Consider the following 25,339-nt stretch of genomic DNA (forward strand, 5'->3'; position numbering starts at 1 on the left):
ACGCGCTATGACACTGAATGAACTGAAGATCGGCGACAGCGCCGCCATCACTGCCGTGGGCGGGGAGGGCGCACTGCGCTGCCGCCTGCTGGATATGGGGCTGACGCCCCGGACCGTGGTGACACTGCGGAAGGTGGCCCCTATGGGGGACCCCATTGAGATACACGTGCGGGGCTATGAGCTGACGCTGCGGGTGGAGGACGCCCGACAGATCACCGTGGAAAAGAGGGATCGCGTATGATCTTTGCATTGGCGGGCAACCAGAACTGCGGCAAGACTACGCTGTTCAATGCTTTGACCGGCTCCAACCAGCACGTGGGGAATTTCCCCGGCGTGACGGTGGACCAGAAATCCGGAGAGGTACGGGAGCACAAGGACTGCACCGTAGTGGACCTGCCGGGCATCTACTCCCTGCGTACCTATACCCAGGAGGAGATCGTCACGCGGGACTACATACTGAACCAGAAGCCGGACGGCATCATCAATATCGTGGATGCTACCAACATCGAGCGCAACCTGTACCTGACACTGCAGCTGCTGGAGCTGCGGGTGCCTATGGTGCTGGCGCTGAACATGATGGACGAGGTGCGCGCCAACGGCGGCACCATCGACGTGCAGAAGCTGTCCGACGACCTGGGCATTCCCGTGGTGCCCATTACCGCCGCCAAGGGCGAGGGTGTGTCCGAGCTGATGGACCGGGCGGTGGAGACGGCGAAAAACCGGGTGCTGCCCAAGGTCTATGACTTCTGCGCGGCGAATTCGCCGGTGCACCGGTGCGTCCATGCGGTGGTGCATCTGATCGAGGACCACGCTGAGCGGCTGGGTCTGCCGCCCCGGTTCTGCGCCACGAAGCTCATTGAGGGCGACAGGGATATGGCGGACCGGCTGGTGCTGGATCAGAACGAGAGGGAGCTGCTGGAGCACTGCATCGTGCAGATGGAGACGGAGAACGGATTGGACCGCAACGCCTCGCTGGCGGATATGCGGTATACGTTCATCGAGCAGGTCACCGCCGACGCGGTGGTCAAGTGCCATGAGAGCAAGGAGCACAAGCGCAGCGTGGCCTGGGACAGGGTACTGACGGGGAAATACACGGCGCTGCCGGTATTCTTCGGCGTGATGCTGCTGATCTTCTGGCTGACGTTCGATGTTATTGGCCAGGGGCTCAGCGACCTGCTGGCGCTGGGTATCGACTACGTGACCGCCGGTGTGGACGGGGCGCTGACCGCCTACGGCATCAACCCGGTGGTGCACAGCCTTATTATTGACGGTATCTTCGCCGGTGTGGGCAGCGTGCTGTCGTTCCTGCCCATTATCGTGACGCTGTTTTTCTTCCTGTCCATTCTGGAGGACACCGGCTACATGGCCCGGGTGGCCTTTGTCATGGACAAGCTGCTGCGGAAGATCGGTCTGTCCGGGCGGAGCATCGTACCGCTGCTGATCGGCTTCGGCTGCTCGGTGCCGGCCATCATGGCTACCCGCACGGTGTCCTCGGACCGGGATCGGAAGATGACCATTCTGCTGACGCCCTATATGAGCTGTTCGGCCAAGATCCCCATCTATGGCTTTTTTACCGCCGCGTTCTTCACCGACCACAAGGCGCTGGTGATGATCTCCCTGTATGTGCTTGGTATCGTGGTGGGTATTCTGGCAGCGCTGGTGATGAAGGGGACCGCCTTCAGGGGCAAGCCTGTGCCCTTTGTCATGGAGCTGCCCAACTACCGTATGCCCTCCGCTAAAAGCGTGGGGCTGCTGCTGTGGGAGAAGGCCAAGGACTTTTTGCAGCGGGCCTTTACCGTGATCTTCCTGGCCACGGTGGTCATCTGGTTCCTACAGAGTTTTGACACGCGGCTCAATGTGGTCACGGACAGCGCGGACAGCCTGCTGGCGCTGATCGGCCAGTGGCTGGCGGTGCTGTTCAGGCCGCTGGGCTTTGGTGACTGGCGCTGTGCCACGGCGCTGATCTCCGGATTTATCGCCAAGGAGTCGGTGGTCAGTACGCTGCAGGTGCTGCTGGGAAACGCGGCCATCACGTCGCTGTTCACCACGCGCAGTGCCATCAGCTTTCTGGTGTTCACGCTGCTGTATACACCCTGCATTGCGGCGGTGGCCACCATACGGCGTGAGCTGGGCTCCCGCATCAAAACGGTGGGCGTGGTGCTGCTGCAATGCGTAGTGGCGTGGCTGGCGGCGTACATCGCTTACGCTGTGGGAGGGCTGCTGCTATGAGCTGGATGGACTGGGTGCTGCTGGCACTGGTGGCGCTGTGCGGTGTGCTGGCCCTGCGTAGTGCGCGGCGGGCGCGGAAAAACGGCGGATGCGCCGGCTGCTCCGGCTGCGGCGGGAGCTGCGGCGGCTGTACCGGGAAAAAGGAATAAAAAACAAGGCCCGCGGGCCTTGTTTTTTTACAGCAGGAGACCGTATTTGGCGCACAGGGGCAGGAGCGTGTCCTCCGGCAGGTCGCCGTCGTACAGGGCGCGGCCCTGATAGGCCCGGAGGGCGGCCTCCAGCAGCTGGGTGTCGTCGCAGACGAAGCACACCGGCTTGGTGAGCATATACTGGTAGTCCGCCAGGGCCTGTACATCGTCCCAGGAGGTGATACGCAGGGCCAGGACCGTCTCACCGCTGTCCAGCGCGGCGGTGAGCGTCTCCTCCGCATCGCCGGTCAGGTCGACGACGGTGTGCCAGGAGACATCGGCAGGCAGGGGGAAGGGCAGCTTCTCCGTGGCGGCGGGCAGCTTGTCCGTATGCTGCGGGGCCGGCGGCGTGATGACCGCGCCGCCCAGCGCTCGGGCCAGGGCGGCGATATGCGCGGCGGTGGTGCCGCAGCAGCCGCCGAACACGGCCACGCCGGCGGCCAGAAATTCCGGCACCAGGGCGGTGAATTCCTCGCCGGTGCAGCGGTAGACCGTCTCGCCATTCTCGATGATGGGCATTCCGGCATTGGGCTTGGCGATCAGGGGCACCCGGGCATATTCCCGCAGGCGCTTCAGCTGGAGAAGCATCTGCTCCGGGCCGGCGGAGCAGTTCAGGCCAAAGGCGTCGATGCCCATGCCCTGCAGGACCACCAGCGCCGCGGTGATGTCGGTGCCGGAGACGCTGCGGCCGTTTTCGTCACAGGTGAAGGTGACGAAGATAGGCTTGTCGCTGACGCTGCGGACGGCCAGCACCGCCGCACGGGCGTCGGAGAGGGTCATCATGGTCTCGATGACGAACAGGTCCACGCCGGCGCGTTCCAGACCGGCGGCCTGCTCGGTGTAGATGTCCACCAGCTCCTCGAAGGACACGTCGCCCAGTGGGGCGAGGAACGCGCCGGTGGGGGACATATCGCCTGCCCGCAGGGCCTTGCCCTGCACCGCCTGGGCGGACAGTTCCGCCAGACGGCGGTTGTAGTCGGCGGTGCAGTTGAACAGGCCGGACTCCTCCAGCTTGCGGCGGTTGGCACCGAAGGTGGGGGTGTAGACCACCTGGCTGCCGGCGGCCACATAGCCGCGCTGGATGTCGATGATGGCGTCCGGATGGTCCAGTGTCCACTGCTCGGCGCAGACGTCGCCTGTATAGCCGCGCTTTTGCAGCTCGGTGCCGGTGGCACCGTCCAGAATCAGAGGAAAACGAAGCTCCATAGGTGTTACCTCCATTGCATGGGTTTTAGGGGAATGTTTTTGGCAAAGGCGTCGGCGAAGTCGGGACGCCCGGAGAGCTCGAGATAGGTGAGACGGCTGACGATGCCGTCCGCGGCGGACATATCGCCCCGCAGGGCCAGCTGTGCCGCACCGGAGAGGGCGGCGTTGCCTACGCTGTGGAGCTTGGCGGCGGGGAGACGGGGGAGCATACCGATGGCCGCGGCGCTGGCGGGGTCAAGGTACATCCCGAAGCCGCCGGATAGGTACAGACCGTCCAGCGCGGAAAGGGTCAGCCCCTGCTGCGCCAGCAGCACCTGCACGCCGGCGGCCACCGCCGCCTTGGCCAGCTGCAGCGCCCGGACATCAGCGGCGGTGAGATACACCCGGTCGGTCAAGTGGAAGACGCCGCAGCCGTTTTCGTCACGGGTCAAATAGCGGCGGAACGCCTCAGGCGCGTCCTCCGGCGGTAGGAGACGGCCGCCTTCGTCAATGACGCCCAGGCGCAGCAGGAGGGCCGTCAGGTCGATGAGACCAGAGCCGCAGAGACCGACTGCCTCGCCGCCGCCGATGACGTTCATCTTGAAGGCGCCGCTGTACCGGACGCGGCTGACCGCACCGTCCACGCCCAGCATACCGCAGGCGATACCCGCGCCCTCGAAGGCGGGGCCGGCGGCCACGGCGCAGCAGGTGAAGCCATCCATGCCGCCCAGGGCCATCTCGCCGTTGGTGCCGATGTCCAGAAACAGGAAATGGCCCGCGCGTCGGGCAAGGCCGGAGGCCAGCAGGCCGGCGGTGATATCGCCGCCCACGAAGCCCGCCGCGCAGGGGACGCAGTACAGCGGCGTGTCCAGCAGCGTGAGGCCGGAGCTCTGACGGAAGAAGGTCTCCGGGCAGAAGGGGGCGGCGGCCAGCGGGCGGACGGATACACCGGCGAGCAGGCTCTGCATGACGGTGTTGCCGGCGGTCACGGTGCGCTTCAGCTCGGCGGGCTGCCGCCCGGCCTGGGAGAGTGCCCGGGTGAGCAGGGCCTTCAGCTGCTGGCGGAGTAGGGAGGACAGGCGGGTGAGCCCGTCCTGGTGGTCGATGGTATACTGGATGCGTGTGATGACATCCGCGCCGTAGGGGGCCAGAGCCGTCCAGTCGGCGCAGGTGGCCAGGGCGTGGCCGGTGGCCAGGTCGTACAGCCGCAGCGCCGTGGTGGTGGTGCCCAGGTCGATGGCGGCGGCGCAGCCTGTCTCGCCGGTGGGGACGGCGGGGGGATCCAGCGTCTCGGTGAGGATGCGCCCGCCGGCGGCGGGAGGGAGGACGATCTCGTCGCCGTCCTCCGGCACCACACGGCAGGCCAGACGCGGCACGCCGTTGACGCTGACGCGGCATTTGCCGCAGCGGCCGTGGCCGCCGCAGGCGGCGGGCAGGGTACAGCCGGCGCGGCGCAGCAGAGCCAGCAGGGTATCGGTATCATTGCAGGGGAGGCGAAAAACATCTCCGCCGCGGGTCACGCGGATACTTGACACGGGCAACACCCCTTTTTATAATAATTCCACTACTACTTTTATCAGCCCGGGGCGGCTTTGTCAAGAGGATTTGCCATGAGAACAAAACTGATGACGCTGGCGGCGGAAAACGGGTTCTCCCACGCCGCGCCGGTGGACATGAACGCGCTGACGCCCCGGCGGGAGGTGCGGGAGATGTGCCGGGCGGACCGATGCGGGAAGTGGAACGCCAACTGGGCCTGCCCGCCCGGCTGCGGGACGCTGGAGGATGCCGCGGCGGCCATGGGGCGCTTCGATGCCGGGGTGCTGGTGCAGACCACCGGGACGCTGGCGGATGACTTCGACTACGAGGGGATGGAGGCGATCCAGCGGCGGCACAAGCGGGCCTTTGCGGACTTTGCGCGGCAGGCGCGGCTGCTGCTGCCGGACTGCCTGCCTCTGTCAGCGGGGGCATGCACCGTGTGCCGCCGGTGTACCTGTCCGGACCGACCCTGCCGGTTCCCGGACAAGCGGATGTCCTCCATGGAGGCCTATGGCCTGCTGGTGGGGGACGTGTGCCTGCGGTCCGGGCTGTCGTATAACTACGGACCGCGAACCATGACGTATACATCGTGCCTACTCTATACCGAAGAGGTGAAATGATATGATGACGCCCAAGGAGAACTTTCTGGAGCTGCTGAAGCCAAATGGCCAGCCGGATCGCCAGCTGTGCCAGTACGAGGCGCTGCACATGTGCCTGAACGATCCCATCAACACCTATCTGCGGGGCAACCGGAAGCGGGGGACCGTCAGCAAAGACCGCTGGGGCACCACCATCAGCTTTCCCGCCGACGCGCCGGGGCCTATGCCCGTTACCACGGACGGCCTGGCGGTGTGCCCGGACATCACCCATTGGCGGGAGACGGTGCACGCGCCGGACATCGCCGCCTGCACCGAGGGCTGGGAGGCGTGCCGCGCCGCGGCACGGGCGGCCTGCGGGGAGGAGAAGCTGCTGGCGGGCTTTATGGGTACCGGTATCTTCGAGCAGTGCCACTTCCTGATGGGCTTTGAGGACACGCTGACGAACCTGTATGAGCACCCACAGGAGATGCACGCGCTCATTGACTACATCACCACGTATCGGCTGCTGTACGTGAAGCTGCTCATCGACAATTTGCAGCCGGACGTGATCTTCTCTCACGACGACTGGGGCACCAAGGACGCTTTGTTCATGAAGCCGGAGATGTGGCGGGAATTCTTCAAGGAGCCGTACCGGCGGTTTTACGGCTACATCCGGTCCCGGGGCGTGATCGCCATCCACCACGCGGACTCCTATTTGGTCCCGATCGTGGAGGACATGGTGGAGATCGGCATCCAGGTGTGGCAGGGTGTGCTGCCGGAGAACGATATACCGGCCCTCCAGCAGAAGCTGCACGGGCGTCTGGTGCTGATGGGCGGTATGGGCGCCGCCATCGACCGGACGGATGCCGCGCCGGAGGAGATCTACGGCTATGCCATGGATACCCTGCGGCGGTGCTGCCCGGGTGGGCACTATATCCCCTCCATCACCTATGGCCTGCCGGGGGCGGTGTATCCCCATGTGGACGAGTACATCGACCGGGCCATAGCGGACTACAACCGGGCGCTGCACGTGCCGCGGTTCGATCTGCCGTCGGTGCCACGCCGGGTGCGGGCTGTCGCCGTGCGGCAGGCGGCGGGCGCCGCTGTCGAGAACGGCGACGTACTGGCCCGCCTGGCCGCAGCGCTGGAAAAGGGACAGCAGAAAAAGGTGCTGGCGCTGTGCCGGGAGGCGCTGGAGCAGGGTCGGACGCCGCAGGAGATCCTGTCCGGTGGGCTGATCCGCGGCATGAACGATCTGGGCGAGGCATTCTCCGCCAACCGGGCCTTTGTGCCGGAGATGCTGATGGCCGCCCGGTGCATGACGGCGGCGCTGGGGGAGCTGAAGCCGCTGATGACCGGCGGGAATGCCAAGACGGTGGGCCGCGCCTGCGTCGGCACCGTCCGGGGCGATATGCACGACATCGGCAAGAACCTGGTGAAGATCATGCTGGAGGGCAGCGGCGTAGAGGTCATTGACCTGGGCGTGGATGTGACGCCGGAGCAGTTCGTGGAGACGGCGAAGCGGCAGCGCTGCGGCGTGATCGCCTGCTCATCCCTGCTGACCACCACCATGGGCGAGATGCGCCGGGTGGTGACGCTGGCCCGGGAGGCAGGTATCCGGGACCAGGTGAAGATATTTGTGGGCGGCGCGCCCATCAGCCAGAGCTTCTGCGATGAGATCGGCGCGGACGTATACACCGAGGATGCGGCGGCAGCCGCACGGGCGGCGGTATCGGCGCTGAAGGGATAAATCGGCAGTCATAAAAAGCGACAGACCCGCAGGCAATGCCTGCGGGTCTGCCGCTTTGTTGGTCGTAGTTGGGGAGAAAATAATATGGTACGGAACAGATATGTGCTATGTGCGGTAGGGGGAGATCACATGGCTATGATGGACAGCTTCCTACATACGGTCCGGTTGACTGCTTGCTTTCAATAAACACAGTTGACTTGCGCCCTCTATGTCAAAACGCGCGACGCTGCATCAGCATCCGCACCAGCGTGACAACGGCGAGGACAGCGATAACAGCCGCCGACGCGATGCTCACGAAGGAGAGCAGCGCACCGTGGGCGGGCGGCATCAGGAATGCGGCCACAGCGGAGGCGAGGCACAGGATGACCAGAGAGGTGATGAGCTTCGTTCTATCCATAGTAGTTGTTCTCCTTTCATGGTGTGGGAATGTTCATTTCCTTCTGTGCTTACAGCATACCATATATAGTGGTACGCATCTTTACAGAAAAGCTACGAACCGGTGGAAAGACGGATACAAAATGGTTACAAAGTGGTCGGAACGGTGACAATGGGTGTAGACTTTCCGGCCGGTTTCTGCTATAATGCAGGAAAGCTGTCATTTTATCTCTCGGAGGCGCTGCTGTTGCAATATTTGACAAATCTTTGGAACGCGCTGGACTTTGGCTCGCTGGAGAGCATACTGCTCCGCGTGGCCTCCGTGTTCCTGTGCCTGACCATACATGAGACGTGCCACGGCCTGGCGGCCTATGCGCTGGGCGACCCTACGGCCAAGCGGGCGCATCGGCTGAGCCTGAACCCACTGCGGCACATCGACTGGCTGGGCCTTATTATGATGGTGGCGGCTGGCTTTGGCTGGGCCAAGCCGGTGCCGGTGGATCCGCATTATTTCAAAAAGCCAAAGCAGGGCATGGCGCTGACGGCGCTGGCCGGGCCGGTATCCAACTTCCTGCTGGCGCTTTTGCTGCTGCTGATCGCCCGGGGCGAGTTCCTGCGGGCGGTGACCACGGGGAGCTTCAGCGGCACATGGTTTTCCTTCCTGGTGGATACGGCATCGCTGTCGGTGGGCCTGGGGCTGTTCAACCTGGTGCCTATCCCGCCGCTGGACGGCTCAAAGGTGCTGGCGGTGCTGCTGCCGGACCGGGCGTACAACTGGCTCATGCGCTATGAGCGCTTCGGTATGCTGGTGCTGCTGGTAGTTATCTCCGTGGGTGTCGGCAGCAACGCGCTGAACAGCGCCATACGCTGGACATTTACCCTGCTGTGCAGGCTGGTCGGTTTTGAGGTGTAAATTTGGACGATCCTATTTTTAAACTGGAAAAGGTGGTACAGACGCGGGGCGACGAGCCGCTGGAGGACTTCGAGGGGCCGCTGGATCTGATACTGTACCTGCTGGGAAAAAATAAGATAGAGATACAGGATATCCCCATCGCACTGATATTGGAGCAGTACCAGGATTATCTGGAAAAGCGCAAGCGGATGGATCTGGAGGTGGCCAGCGAGTTTATCACCATGGCTGCCCAGCTGATGTTCATCAAGACCCGTATGCTGCTGAACCTGGAGGACGAGGAAGCCCAGAGTGAGATGGATGCCCTCATCAAGTCGCTGGAGGAGCGCAAGCGGGGCGAGGCCTATGCCCGGGTGCGTATGTTGTCGGAACGGCTGGCACCCCTGAGCGAGTTCGGGCGGAACATTCTGACCAGGCCGCCGGAGCCTATGGAGCGCGGGAAGATCTATGAGTACGACCAGGAGCCGGCGGATCTGGTGCTGACCATGCAGGAGGTCACGGACCGGCAGGGCGCGCCGGAGGCACCGCCTATCCGGGCCTTTGACGAGATCGTGAAGCGGGAGCCGTATCCTGTGGAGACAAAGGCGAAGGAGATCCTGCGGCGGCTGCGGGGTGTGGGCATTACGCGCTTTTTGCTGCTGTTCCGCGGCAGTAAGACACGCAGCGAGCTGGTGGCCACGTTTATGGCGGTTCTGGAGCTGTGCCGGAACAATCTGATCAAGCTGGCCGGCGCGGCCAGCGACTGCACCGTCACCGCAGAGGGCGACGCGCCCGAAGAACTGATGTAAGGGGAGACCTATGGATACACTGGAAATGAAGGATATCGAGGCCGCCGTAGAGGGCATACTGTTTGCCTCCGGCGAGCCTGTGGCGGTGGACCGCATCTGCGTGGCGCTGAACATGGACCGCCCCACGGTGGAGCTGGTACTGCAGCATTTGCAGGACTATTACAGCTATGAGCGACGGGGCGTGCGGCTGCTGCGGATGGAGGACAGCTGGCAGCTGTGCTCCGCGCCGGAGTACGGCGACCAGATCCGCAAGGCGTTTGAGATCCGTAAGCCCGCCAAGCTCAGCCAGCCGGCGCTGGAGGTGCTGACCATCATCGCGTACTATCAGCCCACCACCCGGGCCTATGTGGACCAGATACGGGGCGTGGACAGCTCGTACACGGTGGGCCTGCTGCTGGATCGCCATTTGATCGAGGAGTGCGGACGGCTGCAGGTGCCGGGGCGGCCGCGGCTGTACCGGACGACACAGGCATTTTTGCGGGCATTCCATCTGAATTCGCTGGAGGAGCTGCCCCAGCTGCCGGGAATGGAGGCCGACGGACAGCTGCGGCTGGACGACGATACGATACCGGCGGACGGGGAAAACGGCGCGGAGGCGCTGTAAGCATACGGGAGAGATAACGCGGGAGGAGGGAGCACGATGACGGCAGTGTACATCATACTGGGCATTCTGCTGTTTTTCTTCCTGCTGTCACTGCTGCGTATCGGCGTGCGGGCAGACTTTGCGGGCGACCTTGCGGACACAAGCGTCACGGTGATCGCGGGGCCGGCGCGGATACAGATGCTTCCCAAACCGGATAAACCGGAGAAGCAAAAAAAGCCCAAGAAAGAAAAGAAGAAAAAGACACCGCAGGAGGAGAGCACCAAGGGGAAGGAAAAGAAAAAGCCGTCTCTGTCGGCGCAGGATATCAAGACGCTTCTGCCGGCGGTGTGGGCGTCCCTGAAGGGCGGACTGCGAAAGACGCGGCAGCGGCTGCTGATCGACCCGCTGGAGCTGTCGGCGGTGCTGCCGGGAGCCATGGACCCGGCGGGGGCGGCGGAGCTGTACGGCTATATCAACGCCGGAATGTGGACGGTAATGCCGCAGCTGGAGCAGCTGACGCGGATACCGGACCCCGGCCTCCACGTGGAGGTGGACTTTGACAGCGAGCAGCTGCGGCTCACAGGCCGGCTGGGCGTGAGTTTGCAGATACGGGATCTGTTCGCCATCGGCTGGGCCTTCGCCAAGCCGGTGATACGGTGGCTCCTGGCCATGCGGAAGCGGCAGAGCGCCGCGGAGAAGACGAAGGCGGCGCAGAACGCTGCAAAGCAGCGCGAAACAGTACACACAGCGCCGGACGGCGCGGGACATACGACCACATCAACTTCGACAAAGGAGAGCTGACAATGGAAATGACCGAGAAGAAAAATGACCTCAAGAGCATGATGGTGGAGTCTATGGAGAAGGTCAAGGAGATGGTGGACGCCAACAATATCGTGGGCGAGCCTATCACCACGCCGGACGGCGTGACGCTGATCCCTATCTCTCGGCTGAGCTACGGCTTTGGCTGCGGGGGCGGGGACTACGGCAAAAACAAGGAAAATTCCGGCGCCGGCTGCGGCGCGGGCGTGCGGGTGGAGCCCATGGCCTTCCTGGTGGTCAAGGGCGGCGTGACCCGTATGCTGCCGGTGGGTACGCCGGCCATCACCACCGTGGACCGGGTCATCGAGATGGTGCCGGAGCTGCTGGATCGGGTCGAGGGCTTCGTGGATAAGAAGCGGAACAAGGATTTCTGATACCAGACAAGAAGACAAGCAGCGCGGGAATAGACTGAGAGCATCCTGTGACGAGGAGGGCTTTCTGTGACCCGAGGGATCTTGGCGGCGCTGTGCGCCGCACTGGCCGTGCTGACGTGCATACCCGCTGTGGCGGAGGCTGTGGAGGTCTCCGCCACGGCTTGCGTCCTGATGGACGCGGACACGGGGCAGGTGCTGTATGAAAAGAACGGGGACAAGCGGATGCTCATCGCCAGCACCACCAAGCTGATGACGGCGCTGGTGGCTCTGGAGCTGGGGACGCCGTCGCAGGTCATCACCGTAACTGCCGCCCACATGGCGGAGGGGTCGTCCATGTACCTGCGGCCGGGGGAGAAGCTGACGCTGGAGGAGCTGCTGTACGGGCTGCTGCTGTGCTCGGGCAATGACGCGGCACTGGCGCTGACGGAATGTGCCGGGGGTACGGCGCCTTTTGTGGAACGGATGAACGAAAAAGCCGCCGCGCTGGGCATGAGGAACAGCCATTTTGCCAACCCCAACGGACTGGACGACGAGGCGCACTATTCCACCGCCTATGACATGGCGCTGCTGGGGTGCGCGGCGGTGAATGAGCCGACGCTGCGGCGGACGGCCTCCACACAGACGGCGGTCATCGGCGGGCGGACGCTGACCAACCACAACAAGCTGCTGAGCCGCCTGGACGGGTGCGTGGGGCTGAAGACCGGGTACACGAAGGCGGCAGGGCGGACGCTGGTGTCCTGCGCGGAGCAGGCGGGACATCGGCTGGTGGCGGTAACGCTGCGGGACGGGGACGATTGGAACGACCACGAGGCACTATACCGCTGGGGGTTCCTGCTGACAGGCATACAGGAGACGCTGGAGACGCGCCTGCTCGGCGCACTGGGAAACGGGAGAGAGGTATCGCCATGACCGAGCGCATACAGAAGCTGCTGGCCGCCGCGGGGCTGTGCTCCCGCCGGACGGCGGAAGAGTGGATCGCCGCCGGACGCGTGACCGTCAACGGACGGCGGAGCCGTGTAGGCGACAAGGCGGATCCGGAGACGGACGATATCCGGGTGGATGGACGGCCCCTGCGGGGCGCGGCACAGCACGTGTATCTGATGCTGCACAAGCCGCGGGGCTATGTGACCACCCTCTCTGACGAACGGGGCCGCCCTACGGCGGCATCGCTGGTCAGGGGCTGCGGCGCACGGGTGTATCCCGTGGGACGGCTGGACCTGGACTCGGAGGGATTACTGCTGTTTACCAACGATGGGGCGCTGACCCATGCGCTGCTGCATCCCAGCCATCAGGTGGACAAGACGTATATCGTCACGGTCACTGGCGCGGCGGCGGACAGCGCACGGCAGCTGTCGGCGGTGGACAGACTGGACGGACAGCCCATCGTGCCGGCGGCGGTGACGGAGCTGTATCGGAAGGATGGTACGGCGAAATACCGGGTGGTGATCCACCAGGGTAAGAAGCGGCAGATCCGGCGGATGTGTGCCGCCGCAGGACTGACTGTGACCCGACTGTGCCGGGTGGCGGAGGGCAGTATCGCCCTGGGTGACCTGCCGCCGGGAAAGTGGCGGTATCTGACAGCGGAGGAGCTGCAATCTATCAAAGGAAGCCATCAACATGAATGAAAACGTGCTACAGACCATCCGGGCCGGGATGGATACCTTTTCGAAGGGACAGAAGCGCATCGCAGCGTTTATACTGGACAATTATGACCGCGCGGCATTTATGACCGCCGCGCGGCTGGGCGAGACGGCCTCCGTCAGTGAGTCCACGGTGGTGCGCTTTGCCGCGCAGCTGGGCTACGACGGCTATCCGGAGATGCAGAAGGCCCTGCAGGAGCTGATACGGGGTAAGCTGACCTCCATCCAGCGGATACAGGTATCGCGGGATCAGATGTCCGGCGCGGACATTCTGGGCAGTGTGATGCAGCGGGATATGAACAGCATACACAATGTCATCGAGCAGTTGGACCGGGATGCCTTCAGCCGGGCGGTGGACAAGCTGCTGGGGGCGGAGCACATCTATATCCTGGGTGTGCGGTCCTCCTCATTTCTGGCGGGGTATCTGAACTTCTACCTGCACCTGATCTTCAAGAACGTGACGCTGGTGCAGTCCAGCGCCGCCGGTGAGATCTATGAGCAGCTGGCCCACATCGGCAGGGGCGACGTGCTGGTGGGAATATCCTTCCCGCGGTACTCCAAGATGGCTATCCACGCGGTGGAGTTTGCCTGCCGGCGGGGCGCGGAGGTGGTGGCGATCACCGATTCGGCACTGTCTCCGCTGTACGGCATGGCGGCGGTATCGCTGCTGGCGCCCTGCGACATGATCTCCTTCGTGGACTCCATGGCTGCGCCGCTGAGCCTGCTGAACGCGCTGATCCTGGCGGTGGGGCAGCAGCGGCGGGATGACCTGTCCGCCACGCTGGCGGATATGGAGCAGGTGTGGTCCAGATACAGTATTTTCGGGAAAGATGACGAGTGACATGGCGAAGGAGATCGTGGTGATCGGCGGCGGCGCCGCCGGTCTGATGGCGGCCATCACCGCGGCCCGGCAGGGCGCGGCGGTGACGCTGCTGGAGTCCAACGAACGGCTGGGCAAGAAAGTGAATATCACCGGCAAGGGCCGGTGCAATGTGACCAATGACTGTGACCGGGAGACGCTGCTTGCCAGCATTCCCGGTAATGGGCGATTTTTGTACGGTGCGCTGACACGGTTCACGCCGCGGGACACCATGGCGTTTTTCGAGGCGCTGGGCGTGCCGCTGAAGGTGGAACGGGGAAACCGGGTGTTTCCGGTGTCTGACAGTGCCTTCGACATCACCAACGCGCTGGAACGGGAGCTGAAGCGCCGGAAGGTGCGGTGGGTCCGTGACCGGGCCGTATCAGTGGAGACGGCGGATGGCGCGGTATGCGCCGTGACCGGAGAGAAGGGGACGTACCCCGTGCAGGCGGTCATCCTGGCCACAGGAGGGGTGTCCTATCCCGGCACCGGGTCCACGGGGGACGGCTACCGCATAGCGGAGGCACTGGGACACACCATTGTGCCGCTGCGGGGATCTCTGGTACCGCTGGTGTGCGCGGGCGAGGACTGTCCGGCTATGCAGGGCCTGAGCCTGCGGAACGTGGCAGTGACGGTATACAACGGGAAGAAAAAGACGGTGTTCCGGGATTTCGGCGAGCTGCTGTTTACCCACTTCGGGGTGTCCGGACCGCTGGTGCTGTCCGCCAGCGCCCATCTGCGGCGCTGGGAGGGGGAGCGCTATACGATAGAGATCGACCTGAAGCCGGCGCTGGACGAGCAGAAGCTGGACGCGCGGGTGCTGCGGGACATCGGAGAAAATCCCAACCGGGAGATGGGGACCATCGCCGCGGGGCTGGTGCCCCACAGCATGGCACCGGTGGTGCTGCGCCGGGCGGGGCTGACCGGAAGCGAAAAGGCCAACAGCCTGACAAAGGAACAGCGCCGGGCACTGGTGCAGGTGCTGAAGCACTTTACGCTGGAGCTTACCGGGCCGCGGCCCGTCAGTGAGGCGATCGTCACCGCCGGCGGCGTGAAGGTGGGAGAGGTAACGCCAAACACCATGGCGTCGAAGCGGGTGAGGGGATTGTATTTTGCCGGCGAGGTGCTGGATGTGGACGCCTATACGGGGGGCTTTAATTTACAGATCGCATGGGCGACGGGGTATCTGGCGGGGCTGAGCGCCGCAGAAAGCGAGGAAATGACATGACGGAGAGACAGTACGCAGTGGCCATCGATGGGCCGTCCGGCGCGGGGAAGAGCACGCTGGCCCGGGCGGCGGCGGAGGCGCTGCATATCTTATATGTGGACACCGGGGCCATCTATCGGACCATCGGCGTGTATATGTATCGGCACGACATCGCGCCAACGGACGCGCCGGCGGTGATCGCGGCGCTGCCGGAGATCACGGTGGCCCTGCGGTATGACGAGGAGGGTCTGCAGCGGATGTATCTCAACGGCGAGGACGTGACGAAGGAGATACGCCTGCCGATGATATCGAAGTACGCCTCAGACGTGTCGGCCATACCGGAGGTGCGGGCGTTCCTGATGGAGCTGCAGCGGTCTCTGGCGCGGGAGCACAGCGTCATCATGGACGGACGTGACATCGGGACCGTGGTGCTGCCGGACGCGGAGGTGAAGGTGTTTCTGTGCGCGGATGTGGAGACGCGGGCGCGGCGGCGGTTTTTGGAGCTGGAGCAGCGGGGCACGCCGAAGCCCTTTGACGAGGTGCTGCGGGATATGGAGCAGCGGGATTATAACGACACCCACCGGGCGGCGGCGCCGCTGCGGCCGGCGGATGATGCCATTATGATCGACAACACGGACATGGACTTCGCGGCCAGCCTGGAGCTGCTGCTGGATGTGATACGGGGGCGTGTGGCATCGTGAGAAATAAGTTTTACGCGGCGGCGTGGCGGGTGCTGCGCCCGCTGGTGCTGTTTTTCCTGCCGGTGGACCTGCGAGGGACGGAGCATCTGGAGGGCGGAGAACCGGTGCTGCTGTGCGCCAATCACTCCAGCGCCTGGGACCCCATCCTATTCGTGCTGTCCATGCCCCAGCGGTTCAACGTGCGGATCATGGCTAAGAAGCAGTTGTTCTCCATCCCCATCGTGGGTGGATTCCTGCGGGCGATCGGTGTGTTTCCGGTGGATCGGGGCAACAGTGACATTGGGGCGGTGAAGACCGCCATACAGAGCCTGCGGGACGGGTGGAACCTGTTCCTGTTTCCGGAGGGAACACGGGTGAAGACACCGGGACAGGCGGAGGTCAAGTCCGGCGCGGGCATGATGGCCATCCGTGCCGGCGTGAAGCTGGCGCCGGTATATATCGGCACGAAGAAGCGCATATTCCGCAAGACGCCCATCATAATCGGCGAGCCCTTCGAGCCGGAGTACACCGGCCGCAAGGGTACGGCGGAGGAATATACTGCCAACGCCCATGAGGTCATGCGGCGGGCCTATGCCCTGGGAGGGATCGAATGCAGGTGATACTGGCGAAGACGGCGGGGTTCTGCTACGGCGTGGAACGGGCCGTGCACATGGCGGAGGCGGCTGCCCGGGAAGGCGGCTGCGTTATGCTGGGCAGTATCATACACAATGACCGGGTCATCACAGCGCTGGAGGCGTTGGGTGCGCGGCAGGCGGACAGCCCTCAGCAGGTGCGGCCGGGAGAGACGGTGATCATCCGTGCCCACGGCGAGACACGGGAGGCTTTGCGGCTGCTGGAGGAGCGGGGCGCACAGATCATGGATGCCACCTGTCCCCATGTGCTGCGGATCCACCGGCTGGTGGAACGGGCAGCCCGTGCGGGCCGGACACCCATCATTATCGGAGAAGCGCACCATCCGGAGGTGATGGCCGCCGCAAGCCGCTGTGAGCGCAGCGTGGTGCTGGAAAACACGGCAGAGCTGGCTGATTGGGTGGCGGCGGACCCGGCGCGGAAGGACATGGATTTGCTGGTTACCGCACAGACGACCTGTATTCGTTCGATATGGGAAGAGTGTGTAAAATTTTTAAAAAAACAGTGTACAAACGCCGAAATCTTTGATACAATATGTGATGCTACGCAAAAACGTCAATCCGAGGCGGCGAATATCGCCGGACGGGCGGACGTTATGGTCGTGGTCGGAGATCGTAAAAGTGCCAACACCAGACATTTAGCGGAGATCTGCAGCACACGCTGCGCCCGGGTCTATCAGATCGAAGGGCCGGAGGAGCTGCGGGTCGGGTCCCTTAACGGATGTTCTGTGGCGGGGCTTACAGCCGGCGCGTCCACGCCTGCGGGCATCATTAAGGAGGTATATGCAACGATGAGCGAAGAGATCAAGAACATGGAAGCTACGGAAGAGAGCTTCGAGGAAATGCTGGAAAAATCTTTTAAGACTTTGAATACAGGAGAGAAGGTAACCGGTATTGTAACGGCGATCGGCCCCACCGAGGTGCAGGTCGATCTGGGCTGCAAGCAGGCGGGCTATATCTCTGTGGACGAGCTGTCCGCAGATCCCAATGTGAAGCCTGAGGACGTCGTCAAGGTCGGCGACGAGATCGAGACCTATATCATCCGCGTCAACGACGTGGAGGGTTATGCCATGCTGTCCAAGAAGCGTCTGGACGCTGTCAAGGTCTGGGAGGATATCGAGAAGGCCCGCGAGGACAAGACCACTCTCGAAGGTAAAGTCACCGAGGAGAACAAGGGCGGTATCGTCGTTAATGTCAAGGGCGTGCGCGTGTTCGTGCCCGCTTCCCAGTCCGGTCTGCCCCGCGGCGCTGAGCTGAGCACCATGATCGGCCAGACCGTGTCCCTGCGGATCACTGAGGTCAACCGTGCCCGCCGCCGCGTCGTCGGCTCCATCAAGGCCGTGACCTATGAGGCCCGTCAGGCCGCCCAGGCGGAGATCTGGAACAACATCGAGGTCGGCAAGCGCTACACCGGCACCGTGAAGTCCATGACTTCCTACGGTGTGTTCGTGGACATCGGCGGCGTGGATGGTATGGTACATATCTCCGAGCTGTCCTGGAGCCGTATCAAGAACCCCGCCGAGGTCGTCTCCGTGGGCGATACCCTGGACGTGTACGTTATCTCCTTCGATCCCGAGAAGCACAAGATCTCTCTGGGCGTGAAGGATCGCAGCATGAATCCCTGGGATAAGTTCATGGCTACCTACCATGTGGGCGATGTGGCCAACGTGCGTATCGTGAAGCTGATGACCTTCGGCGCGTTCGCCGAGGTCGTGCCCGGTGTGGACGGCCTGATCCACATCTCCCAGATCGCGGATCGCCGCATCGAGAAGCCCGGCGACGTGCTGACCGAGGGCGAGATGGTGGATGCCAAGATCACCGCCATCGACGAGGAGAAGCAGAAGATCTCCCTGTCCATCCGCGCGCTGCTGGCTCCCGCCGCTGACGAGGACGCCGACGAGGAGTAATTAGATCGTAAAACACCTCCGCTGCCCCACAGGCAGCGGAGGTGTTTTTGGTTGTTTTCACAATGGCGTGCAGGGGAAAATATCTTGCGACCTTGCGGAGAGGCATGGTACAATCGAGGTGGGCAAGAGAATTTAAGAGCATTGTGCTGAAGATAGAACGGATCAATTGGAATTTGACAGGGGGAGCGTGATCGTATGAAAAAGTTGATGGCATCAGTGTTAGCGTTGGTTTGCGTTGTTGCTATGGCGGGCTGCGGAAAGTCGAATGTTGGGGACTATCCTGCGACGATAATGGTAAATGGGATAAATTACTATTCGACCGATAATGCTGTTCCCGTTGAAGTAGACGAGAGTGTTATTCAGTACACCACGTCGTATGCGGAGGATGGCGTTCCCCGAAAAGATGGTGAGGCAAACTTCAACAGAGACCTGGGGACTCCGTATGCTGTTATTGAGGAAGACTTGGTAGTTGTCCTTATGGACAATGAGTGGATAGAGTTCAAGGCAAAGTAAGAGCGATCTCGGGTCGCGAAAGAGCGGGACGATGGGAGAAGCGTGCCGTACGAAAGGGACGGGGGATGAAGCGGGGGAAAAGAAAAATAATTTTGGGAGAGTTGCCTGTTTGTGGGCAACTTTCCCGGTTTTTGGCATAGGGGCAGAACCGGATCGCAGGAAGGGGGGAGCGCATATGAAAAGAGCAGACGTGAACTGGGGAGAGGTAAGGCGTAAGTATGAGTCGGGAATGTATACCTATCAGCGATTGGCAAGGGAGTACCATGTGTGCACACAGACGGTGTGGAGACATGCGATCAAGGGACAGTGGCAGATCGGCCGGGAGGAGGCGGAAAAGCAGATACTCCGGCGATGCCTGATGGCTACGGCAAAGCTGCTGGAGACGGCGGCTGCCGGAGCAACGGAACGGCTGGAAAGCGGAGAGGGCAGCCTGAAGGAGGTCAAGGAGCTGGGAGGTATCTTGCAGGCGCTGGTGGGGACAGCGGCAAAGATGTGTCAGAGCGAAAAGAACAAGGACACGGCGGTCAACGAGATACGGGTGATCATGTCGGAGGAGGTAGAGGCGTTGAGCGGATGATATCCATGCCGGACCTGTTCATTTTTGCACAAGCATTCCCGGGAATTCTTGTGGGTTTCGTCAATTTCCCCGCGGGCTGCATTGTGGTAAAATTAACAATTAGAAAATTCAGCCTTCGTCGGAAGGGATAGGAAAGAACAGGGAGGAACAGGACATGGCTTTTGCTGATTTTCAGGCGCTGTACAAGCAGAAACTGACCACCGCGGACGAGGCGGTGAAGGTCATCAAGTCCGGTGATTGGGTGGACTACGGCTTCTGCGCCATTCATCCCCGGGTGCTGGACGAGGCGCTGGCCCGCCGTGCACCGGAGCTGGAGGATGTGAAGGTCCGGGGCGGTATCAGCCTGTGGAAGCCGGCGATCTTCGACATCGAGGATCCGGTGCACCATATCATCTTCAACTCCCACCACATGAGCAGCGTGGAGCGCCATCATATCGCCAGCGGCGCCGGGTTCCACGAGCCCATGCGGTACTCCGAGCTGCCCCGGTACTACTACGACCACATCACGCCGCCGGACGTGGCCATGTTCCAGGTGGCCCCGATGGATAAGCATGGGTACTTCAACTTCGGACTGTCGGCTTCGCATGTGAAGGCGGTGTGCGAGATGGCCAAGGTGGTCATCGTGGAGGTCAACGAAAATATGCCCCGGTGCCTGGGCGGCTTTGACAACTGTATCCACGTCAGCGAGGTGGACATGATCGTGGAGGGGCGCAACGACCCCATGGGCATCCAGCCCAGCGGCACGGCTACGGAGGTGGACCGGGCGGTGGCGAAGCTGATCGTGGAGCAGATACCCGACGGGGCCTGTTTGCAGCTGGGTATCGGCGGTATGCCCAACACCGTGGGCGCCATGCTGTGCGAGTCCGACCTGAAGGATCTGGGCGTACACACGGAGATGTATGTGGACGCCTATGTGGATCTGGCGATGGCGGGGAAGGTCACATGCATGAAGAAGAACATCGACCGGGGCCGGCAGGTGTTCGCCTTTGCCGCCGGTACCCAGAAGCTGTACGACTATCTGGACGACAACCCGGCGTGCATGGCCGCGCCCATCAGCTACACCAACGACATCCGTACCATCGCGGCCATCGATAACTTTATCTCCATCAACAACGCGGTGGATGTGGACCTGTACGGGCAGGTGAACGGTGAGACGGCGGGCACCAAGCAGATCAGCGGCGCCGGCGGTCAGCAGGACTTTGTGCTGGGCGCGTATCTGTCCAAGGGCGGTAAGAGCTTTATCTGTCTCAGCTCCACTCACGCAGACAAGGACGGCACGCTGCATTCCCGCATACGGCCTACCCTGCAGAACGGTTCCGTGGTGACGGATACCCGCGTGAACACCATGTATGTGGTGACGGAGTACGGCTGCGTGTGCCTGAAGGGACTGACGGTGTGGGAGCGCGCGGAGAAGCTGATCTCCATCGCGCACCCGGACTTCCGGGAGGAACTGATCCGCGAGGCGGAGAAGCAGAAGATCTGGTATCCCCACAACAGAAGATAACGAAAAAGAGCGCCGGAAGGCGCTCTTTTTGCATGAAAGAGGCGGTATCCGCGCAAGCTACGGCAAAAAGGAGGCGCGGATATGAGCAACGACGAAAACCGGGAAAAGAACGAGGAAAAAGCGGCGGTGCCGGTACAGCCGATCATTGATATGGGCAGCACTGTGGTGAAAAACAGCCGGGGGACGGTGCACTGCCTGACCATCGTGGGGCAGGTGGAGGGACACACGCTGCTGCCGGACAATCTGAAGAGTACAAAGTATGAGCACGTACTGCCGCTGCTGGCGGCGCTGGAGCAGAACGAACAGGTGGACGGGGTGCTGCTGCTTCTGAACACCGTGGGCGGCGACATCGAGGCGGGACTGGCCATCGCGGAGCTGGCAGCGGGCATGACGAAGCCGGTGGTGACGCTGGTGCTGGGCGGCGGGCACTCCATCGGCGTACCGCTGGCGGTGTGCGGAAAGGAGACGTTCATCGCGCCCACGGCGTCCATGACGGTGCACCCGGTGCGGATGTCCGGGACGGTCATTGCCGCGCCGGAGACGTACAGGTATTTTGAACGCCTCCAGGAGCGCATCATTCAGTTCGTGGCGGCTAACAGCCGCGTGACCGCGGAACGGTTCCGGGAGCTGATGCTCTCCAGCGGCGACATGGCCAATGACGTGGGGACGGTGCTGTACGGCGAGCAGGCGGTGGCAGAGGGTATCATCGACCGGATCGGTACACTGGGCGACGCGCTGGAGGCACTGTACGGACAGATCGAACGGCGGCATGGATAGACATTGGCGGAGGGCGGGGGCTCTCCGCTTTTTTCATGCCGGCGCGCGGTTTTTCTTGAAAAACGGGGACTTCCATAGTATACTATCTTAGTTAAGGTATGCCAAAGTATAAGAGGTGACGCAGTTGTACTTAAAAGCACTTGAGATACAGGGGTTCAAGAGCTTCCCCGACAAGACGGTATTGAATTTCGGCGAGGACATCACCGCCATCGTGGGACCAAACGGGTCCGGCAAGTCCAACATCTCCGACGCCATACGCTGGGTCATGGGCGAGCAGAACAGCCGCCAGCTCCGCGGCGCCAAGATGGAGGACGTGATCTTCGGCGGTACGGAGAAGCGGAACCAGATGGGTTTTGCCCAGGTGACGCTGGTCATCGACAACACCGAGCATATCTTCCCTACCCGGGAGGAGGCAGAGGTGGCCGTGACACGGCGGTATTACCGCAGCGGTGAGTCGGAGTACTATATCAATAAGCAGTCCGTGCGGCTGAAGGACGTGAACGAGCTGTTCATGGACACCGGTATGGGCCGGGAGGGCTATTCCATTATCGGACAGGGCAAGATCGACGAGATACTGTCCGTGAAAAGCGGCGAGCGCCGGGAGATCTTCGAGGAGGCCGCCGGTATCAGCAAATACCGGCACCGCAAGGAGGAGTCCGAGCGTAAGCTGGAGCGCACCGAGGAAAACCTGGTGCGTATCAACGACAAGATCGCCGAGCTGGAATTGCAGGTGGAGCCGCTGCGGGCGCAGGCGGAGACGGCGAAGAAGTATCTGGTGCTGCGGGATGAGCTGCGGGTGCTGGAGATCTCCGTGTGGCTGGAGCAGCTGCAAAACCTGCGGACTGCCAAGCTGAAGCTGGAGAGCGATACGGCTCAGGCCAAGGAGGCCTGTGACCAGGCCCAGGCGGCGCTGGACGAGGCCTACGCCCAGGGAGAGCGTTTTACCGAGGAGATGCGGCAGAACGACGTGGCGGCTGATGCGCTGCGCGGTCAGGTGACCGAGGCGGAGTCCGCCGCCGGCGAGGAGTCTGCGGCCATCGCGGTGCTGCAGACCTCTGTGGAGCACAACAACGAGTCTCTGCGCCGGCTGGAACAGGAACTGACCAGCACAGACCAGCGGCGAGAGAATTTACAGGGACAGATCGACGGACAGCTGGCGCGTATCGCGGACATCGACCGCGACGCGGCGGTATTGGAGACGGCGCTGAGTGAGCTGCTCTCTCGGGCGCAGGCGCTGGCTGACAGCGCAAAGGGCGCGGCGGACGAGGCCGAGGCCCTGCGGGCGCAGGAGGCCATTGCTGTGGCCGAGGCCGCAGACGGGCGCGCCGCGCTGTCCGCCCTGCAGGCGGGCCTGGACGAGGCCGGACAGCGGCGGATTACGGTACGGCAGGAGCTGTCCGAGGCACAGCGTAAGCTGGAGGAGAGCGAAAAGGACGCAAAGACCAATCGCCGGGCGCTGAACGATGCCAGGGAGGAGGCCCAGGCGGCGGAGAATATCATTCAGGGTCACAGCCTGCGAATGGACAGCCGCCGCCAGAAGGCGCAGAGCACCCAGGACGCAAAACAGGAGCTGACCCGGCAGGTGAACGCCCAGGAGGACCGCATCCGTCTGCTGACGGAGATGGAGAAGGAGTATGAGGGCTTCAACAAAGCGGTAAAGACCGTGATGCAGGCAGCGGAGAAGAACACACTGCGGGGCATTCACGGGCCGGTGGCCGGACTGATGACCACAGAGCAGGCCTATGCCGTGGCGCTGGAGACGGCGCTGGGCGCGGCACTGCAGAACATTGTGGTGGAACGGGAGGAGGACGCCAAGGCGGCCATCCAGTTCCTGAAGCAGCGGGACGGCGGCCGCGCTACCTTCCTGCCGCTGACGGCCATCCGGGGCGACGAGCTGCGGGAGAACGCTGCGGGAGAGTATGGTTTTGTAGGCATCGCCAGCCGTCTGGTGCGGTACGACGCGCGATACGACCATATTTTTAAAAATCTGCTGGGCCGGACGGTGGTAGTGGAGGACCTGGACAGCGGTATCGCCATGGCGCGTAAGTTCCGCAATGCCTTCCGCATCGTGACGCTGGACGGACAGATCATCAACCGGGGCGGCTCCATGACCGGCGGCTCCGCCAGCCGATCCTCCGGCGTGCTGTCCCGGGCCAATGAGTTGGAACGGCTGAAGGCGGCACAGGGTGCCCTGCACGGTAAGCTGAACGAGGCCGCGCAGCAGGCCGAGGCGGCCCAGAGGGAGCTACAGAAGGCTGAGTATGAATTGCAGGTGGCCAAGGACCAGCAGCGCAAGGCGGCGGACGAGGTGCTGACCCTACAGGGCCGGCAGGACCACTATGACCTCCTGCTGGAGAGCCTGCGCCTGAGCTGCGAGACTATGGAGCAGGAGTTGTCCGGCCTGGACCGCCGGGAGACGGACGGCCGCGGGCGCATGGCCGGGATACAGGCGGACATCACTGCGGCAGAGGACCGCGCGGCCGCGCTGCGGCAGGAGATGCGGGACAAGCTGGCCGGCCAGACCGATCTGACGGAGCAGACCAACCGGCTGGCACAGGCCGTCAGCGACAAGAAGGCCGATCAGGCGGCACTGAGCGCGGAGAAGGACAGCGTTCTGCGGAGCGTGGAGGACCTGCGGGGCTTGCAGGCGGATATGGTATCCGACCGCGCTGAGCGCGACCGGCGGGTGCAGGAATACCGGCAGGCCAACGAGAAGGCGCTGGCCGATATGGCGGGCCATCAGGCGGCGCTGGAGGAGAAGAACGCCCGTGTGATACAGCTGCGGCAGCGGCTGGAGGATCTGGCCCAGGCCAAACTGGCGCTGGAGCAGCAGCGTGACCAGCATAGCCGTGACAGCCGCGCCTGCAACGATACGCTTTTGCAGACCATGCAGGCGTACAACAAACTACAGCAGAAGCTGGAAAACAGCGGCATGGAGGAGAGCCAGATCCTGGAGAAGCTGTGGGAGCGCTACGAACTGAGCCACAGCGACGCCATGGAGCAGCGCATCGAGCTGGAGAGCGTACCCAAGGCCACGCGGCGCATTGCCGAACTGAACCGGGAGATCAAGGCGCTGGGTACGCCCAACATCGGCGCCATCGAGGAGTTCGACCGGGTGAACACCCGATATACCTACCTGTCCGAACAGCGCAGCGATGTGGAGCAGGCCAAGGAGGAGCTGCTGGGCATTATCGACCAGATCACCCAGCAGATGACCAGCATTTTTGCCGAGCAGTTCCAGCTGCTGAACGAGAGCTTCCAGGAGACGTTTTTGGAGCTGTTCGGCGGCGGCAAGGCGCGGCTGGAGCTGGAGGACGAGAGCGATATCCTCAACTGCGGCATCGAGATCAAGGTACAGCCCCCTGGCAAGCAGCTGAAGACCATCACGCTGCTGTCCGGCGGTGAGAAGGCATTTGTGGCCATCGCGCTGTACTTCGCCATTCTGAAAGTACATCCCACGCCGTTCTGCGTGATGGACGAGATCGAGGCGGCGCTGGACGAGGCCAATGTGGTGCGCTACGCCCGGTATATGCGGCGGATCGCCGGAAAGACGCAGTTTATCGTCATTACCCACCGGCGGGGCACCATGGAGGAGGCGGACGTGCTGTATGGCGTGACCATGCAGGAAAAGGGCGTCAGCCGGATACTGACCATCAATCTCAACGATATGGCCAAGGAGCTGCATATCAAATAAGGAGGGCTTGTTATGG

At 62.9% G+C, this 25,339-nt stretch carries 25 protein-coding genes; 22 read left to right on the forward strand and 3 right to left on the reverse strand.

The annotated features are described in order from the left end of the window. The first annotated feature begins 7 nt into the window (after positions 1–7). Genes ACOMDU_RS00610 through ACOMDU_RS00620 form a run of 3 tightly spaced genes read left to right on the forward strand, consistent with a single transcriptional unit; the run spans position 8 to position 2,378 of the window. Positions 8–241, forward strand: coding sequence for a FeoA family protein (locus ACOMDU_RS00610; RefSeq protein ID WP_022135803.1), 234 nt, complete (start codon positions 8–10; stop codon positions 239–241). Beyond that, a complete protein-coding gene (gene feoB, locus ACOMDU_RS00615) occupies positions 238–2,229 on the forward strand; it encodes a ferrous iron transport protein B (protein ID WP_421128571.1) in 1,992 nt (663 codons plus the stop codon). The genes ACOMDU_RS00610 and feoB overlap by 4 nt, the downstream gene beginning before the upstream one ends. Next, on the forward strand, positions 2,226–2,378 hold the full coding sequence (locus ACOMDU_RS00620; RefSeq protein ID WP_421128572.1) for a FeoB-associated Cys-rich membrane protein: 153 nt from the start codon (positions 2,226–2,228) through the stop codon (positions 2,376–2,378). The genes feoB and ACOMDU_RS00620 overlap by 4 nt, the downstream gene beginning before the upstream one ends. Before the next feature lie 27 nt (positions 2,379–2,405). Here ACOMDU_RS00620 and ACOMDU_RS00625 read toward each other — a convergent pair whose 3' ends face one another. After that, positions 2,406–3,623: a homocysteine S-methyltransferase family protein gene (locus tag ACOMDU_RS00625; RefSeq protein WP_421128573.1), complete on the reverse strand. Its 1,218-nt coding sequence runs from the start codon at positions 3,621–3,623 to the stop codon at positions 2,406–2,408. Between the two features lie 5 nt (positions 3,624–3,628). Then, the gene (locus tag ACOMDU_RS00630; protein ID WP_421128574.1) at positions 3,629–5,137 is read right to left on the reverse strand and encodes an ASKHA domain-containing protein; all 1,509 of its coding nucleotides are present in this window, start codon (positions 5,135–5,137) and stop codon (positions 3,629–3,631) included. Between the two features lie 75 nt (positions 5,138–5,212). On the opposite strand from ACOMDU_RS00630, the gene ACOMDU_RS00635 reads away from it, so the two are divergent. Both ACOMDU_RS00635 and ACOMDU_RS00640 read left to right on the forward strand, forming a co-directional pair. Further along, positions 5,213–5,758 (forward strand): DUF2284 domain-containing protein, encoded by a 546-nt coding sequence (locus tag ACOMDU_RS00635; RefSeq protein WP_421128575.1) that lies wholly within the window; start codon positions 5,213–5,215, stop codon positions 5,756–5,758. Position 5,759: 1 nt separating this feature from the next. After that, positions 5,760–7,466: a cobalamin-dependent protein gene (locus ACOMDU_RS00640; RefSeq protein ID WP_421128576.1), complete on the forward strand. Its 1,707-nt coding sequence runs from the start codon at positions 5,760–5,762 to the stop codon at positions 7,464–7,466. A gap of 211 nt (positions 7,467–7,677) precedes the next feature. Here the strand turns inward: ACOMDU_RS00640 and ACOMDU_RS00645 are convergent, their stop codons facing one another. Continuing rightward, complete coding sequence (locus ACOMDU_RS00645) at positions 7,678–7,863, reverse strand: hypothetical protein (RefSeq protein ID WP_022135810.1); 186 nt, start codon at positions 7,861–7,863, stop codon at positions 7,678–7,680. 225 nt (positions 7,864–8,088) lie between these two features. Between ACOMDU_RS00645 and ACOMDU_RS00650 the strand changes: the two genes are divergently transcribed. From ACOMDU_RS00650 to smc, 17 genes are all read left to right on the forward strand, one after another. Further along, a complete protein-coding gene (locus ACOMDU_RS00650) occupies positions 8,089–8,754 on the forward strand; it encodes a site-2 protease family protein (RefSeq protein ID WP_421128577.1) in 666 nt (221 codons plus the stop codon). A 2-nt stretch (positions 8,755–8,756) separates the two neighbouring features. After that, positions 8,757–9,539 carry a segregation and condensation protein A gene (locus tag ACOMDU_RS00655; RefSeq protein ID WP_022135812.1) on the forward strand — a complete coding sequence of 261 codons (783 nt, stop codon included), beginning with the start codon at positions 8,757–8,759 and terminating at the stop codon, positions 9,537–9,539. A gap of 19 nt (positions 9,540–9,558) precedes the next feature. Next, positions 9,559–10,143, forward strand: a complete 585-nt coding sequence (gene scpB, locus ACOMDU_RS00660; RefSeq protein ID WP_421128937.1) for an SMC-Scp complex subunit ScpB — start codon at positions 9,559–9,561, stop codon at positions 10,141–10,143. Between the two features lie 36 nt (positions 10,144–10,179). Then, positions 10,180–10,923, forward strand: coding sequence for a DUF2953 domain-containing protein (locus ACOMDU_RS00665; protein ID WP_421128578.1), 744 nt, complete (start codon positions 10,180–10,182; stop codon positions 10,921–10,923). Positions 10,924–10,925: 2 nt separating this feature from the next. After that, positions 10,926–11,315, forward strand: a complete 390-nt coding sequence (locus ACOMDU_RS00670) for a spore germination protein GerW family protein (protein ID WP_421128579.1) — start codon at positions 10,926–10,928, stop codon at positions 11,313–11,315. Positions 11,316–11,381: 66 nt separating this feature from the next. Continuing rightward, the gene (locus ACOMDU_RS00675; RefSeq protein WP_421128580.1) at positions 11,382–12,224 is read left to right on the forward strand and encodes a D-alanyl-D-alanine carboxypeptidase family protein; all 843 of its coding nucleotides are present in this window, start codon (positions 11,382–11,384) and stop codon (positions 12,222–12,224) included. After that, complete coding sequence (locus tag ACOMDU_RS00680) at positions 12,221–12,940, forward strand: pseudouridine synthase (RefSeq protein ID WP_421128581.1); 720 nt, start codon at positions 12,221–12,223, stop codon at positions 12,938–12,940. Before ACOMDU_RS00675 ends, ACOMDU_RS00680 begins: the two co-directional genes overlap by 4 nt. After that, positions 12,933–13,796, forward strand: a complete 864-nt coding sequence (locus tag ACOMDU_RS00685) for a MurR/RpiR family transcriptional regulator (protein WP_022135817.1) — start codon at positions 12,933–12,935, stop codon at positions 13,794–13,796. The genes ACOMDU_RS00680 and ACOMDU_RS00685 overlap by 8 nt, the downstream gene beginning before the upstream one ends. A 1-nt stretch (position 13,797) precedes the next feature. Beyond that, a complete protein-coding gene (locus ACOMDU_RS00690; protein ID WP_421128582.1) occupies positions 13,798–15,042 on the forward strand; it encodes a BaiN/RdsA family NAD(P)/FAD-dependent oxidoreductase in 1,245 nt (414 codons plus the stop codon). Beyond that, positions 15,039–15,722: a (d)CMP kinase gene (gene cmk / locus ACOMDU_RS00695; protein ID WP_022135819.1), complete on the forward strand. Its 684-nt coding sequence runs from the start codon at positions 15,039–15,041 to the stop codon at positions 15,720–15,722. The genes ACOMDU_RS00690 and cmk overlap by 4 nt, the downstream gene beginning before the upstream one ends. Beyond that, positions 15,719–16,321: a lysophospholipid acyltransferase family protein gene (locus ACOMDU_RS00700; RefSeq protein ID WP_421128583.1), complete on the forward strand. Its 603-nt coding sequence runs from the start codon at positions 15,719–15,721 to the stop codon at positions 16,319–16,321. The genes cmk and ACOMDU_RS00700 overlap by 4 nt, the downstream gene beginning before the upstream one ends. After that, the gene (locus ACOMDU_RS00705) at positions 16,312–18,258 is read left to right on the forward strand and encodes a bifunctional 4-hydroxy-3-methylbut-2-enyl diphosphate reductase/30S ribosomal protein S1 (RefSeq protein ID WP_421128584.1); all 1,947 of its coding nucleotides are present in this window, start codon (positions 16,312–16,314) and stop codon (positions 18,256–18,258) included. Before ACOMDU_RS00700 ends, ACOMDU_RS00705 begins: the two co-directional genes overlap by 10 nt. 195 nt (positions 18,259–18,453) lie before the next feature. Next, positions 18,454–18,771 (forward strand): lipoprotein, encoded by a 318-nt coding sequence (locus ACOMDU_RS00710; RefSeq protein WP_022135822.1) that lies wholly within the window; start codon positions 18,454–18,456, stop codon positions 18,769–18,771. Between the two features lie 175 nt (positions 18,772–18,946). Beyond that, complete coding sequence (locus ACOMDU_RS00715) at positions 18,947–19,348, forward strand: hypothetical protein (RefSeq protein ID WP_421128585.1); 402 nt, start codon at positions 18,947–18,949, stop codon at positions 19,346–19,348. A 154-nt stretch (positions 19,349–19,502) separates the two neighbouring features. After that, the gene (locus ACOMDU_RS00720) at positions 19,503–20,852 is read left to right on the forward strand and encodes a butyryl-CoA:acetate CoA-transferase (protein WP_421128586.1); all 1,350 of its coding nucleotides are present in this window, start codon (positions 19,503–19,505) and stop codon (positions 20,850–20,852) included. 81 nt (positions 20,853–20,933) lie between these two features. Further along, positions 20,934–21,629 (forward strand): ClpP family protease, encoded by a 696-nt coding sequence (locus ACOMDU_RS00725; RefSeq protein ID WP_421128587.1) that lies wholly within the window; start codon positions 20,934–20,936, stop codon positions 21,627–21,629. A gap of 115 nt (positions 21,630–21,744) precedes the next feature. Continuing rightward, positions 21,745–25,323 (forward strand): chromosome segregation protein SMC, encoded by a 3,579-nt coding sequence (smc, locus tag ACOMDU_RS00730; protein ID WP_421128588.1) that lies wholly within the window; start codon positions 21,745–21,747, stop codon positions 25,321–25,323. Positions 25,324–25,339: the final 16 nt, after the last annotated feature.

The sequence above is a fragment of the Vescimonas sanitatis genome (assembly GCF_049060325.1).
In the GTDB taxonomy this organism is placed as follows: Bacteria; Bacillota; Clostridia; order Oscillospirales; family Oscillospiraceae; genus Vescimonas; species Vescimonas sanitatis.

Coding starts and splice junctions, on each gene's coding strand:
- ACOMDU_RS00610 (WP_022135803.1), top strand. CDS start 8: ATGACACTGAATGAACTGAAGATCGGCGACAGCGCCGCCATCACTGCC.
- feoB (WP_421128571.1), top strand. CDS start 238: ATGATCTTTGCATTGGCGGGCAACCAGAACTGCGGCAAGACTACGCTG.
- ACOMDU_RS00620 (WP_421128572.1), top strand. CDS start 2,226: ATGAGCTGGATGGACTGGGTGCTGCTGGCACTGGTGGCGCTGTGCGGT.
- ACOMDU_RS00625 (WP_421128573.1), bottom strand. CDS start 3,623: ATGGAGCTTCGTTTTCCTCTGATTCTGGACGGTGCCACCGGCACCGAG.
- ACOMDU_RS00635 (WP_421128575.1), top strand. CDS start 5,213: ATGAGAACAAAACTGATGACGCTGGCGGCGGAAAACGGGTTCTCCCAC.
- ACOMDU_RS00640 (WP_421128576.1), top strand. CDS start 5,760: ATGATGACGCCCAAGGAGAACTTTCTGGAGCTGCTGAAGCCAAATGGC.
- ACOMDU_RS00645 (WP_022135810.1), bottom strand. CDS start 7,863: ATGGATAGAACGAAGCTCATCACCTCTCTGGTCATCCTGTGCCTCGCC.
- ACOMDU_RS00665 (WP_421128578.1), top strand. CDS start 10,180: ATGACGGCAGTGTACATCATACTGGGCATTCTGCTGTTTTTCTTCCTG.
- ACOMDU_RS00670 (WP_421128579.1), top strand. CDS start 10,926: ATGGAAATGACCGAGAAGAAAAATGACCTCAAGAGCATGATGGTGGAG.
- ACOMDU_RS00680 (WP_421128581.1), top strand. CDS start 12,221: ATGACCGAGCGCATACAGAAGCTGCTGGCCGCCGCGGGGCTGTGCTCC.
- ACOMDU_RS00685 (WP_022135817.1), top strand. CDS start 12,933: ATGAATGAAAACGTGCTACAGACCATCCGGGCCGGGATGGATACCTTT.
- ACOMDU_RS00690 (WP_421128582.1), top strand. CDS start 13,798: ATGGCGAAGGAGATCGTGGTGATCGGCGGCGGCGCCGCCGGTCTGATG.
- cmk (WP_022135819.1), top strand. CDS start 15,039: ATGACGGAGAGACAGTACGCAGTGGCCATCGATGGGCCGTCCGGCGCG.
- ACOMDU_RS00705 (WP_421128584.1), top strand. CDS start 16,312: ATGCAGGTGATACTGGCGAAGACGGCGGGGTTCTGCTACGGCGTGGAA.
- ACOMDU_RS00710 (WP_022135822.1), top strand. CDS start 18,454: ATGAAAAAGTTGATGGCATCAGTGTTAGCGTTGGTTTGCGTTGTTGCT.
- ACOMDU_RS00715 (WP_421128585.1), top strand. CDS start 18,947: ATGAAAAGAGCAGACGTGAACTGGGGAGAGGTAAGGCGTAAGTATGAG.
- ACOMDU_RS00720 (WP_421128586.1), top strand. CDS start 19,503: ATGGCTTTTGCTGATTTTCAGGCGCTGTACAAGCAGAAACTGACCACC.
- ACOMDU_RS00725 (WP_421128587.1), top strand. CDS start 20,934: ATGAGCAACGACGAAAACCGGGAAAAGAACGAGGAAAAAGCGGCGGTG.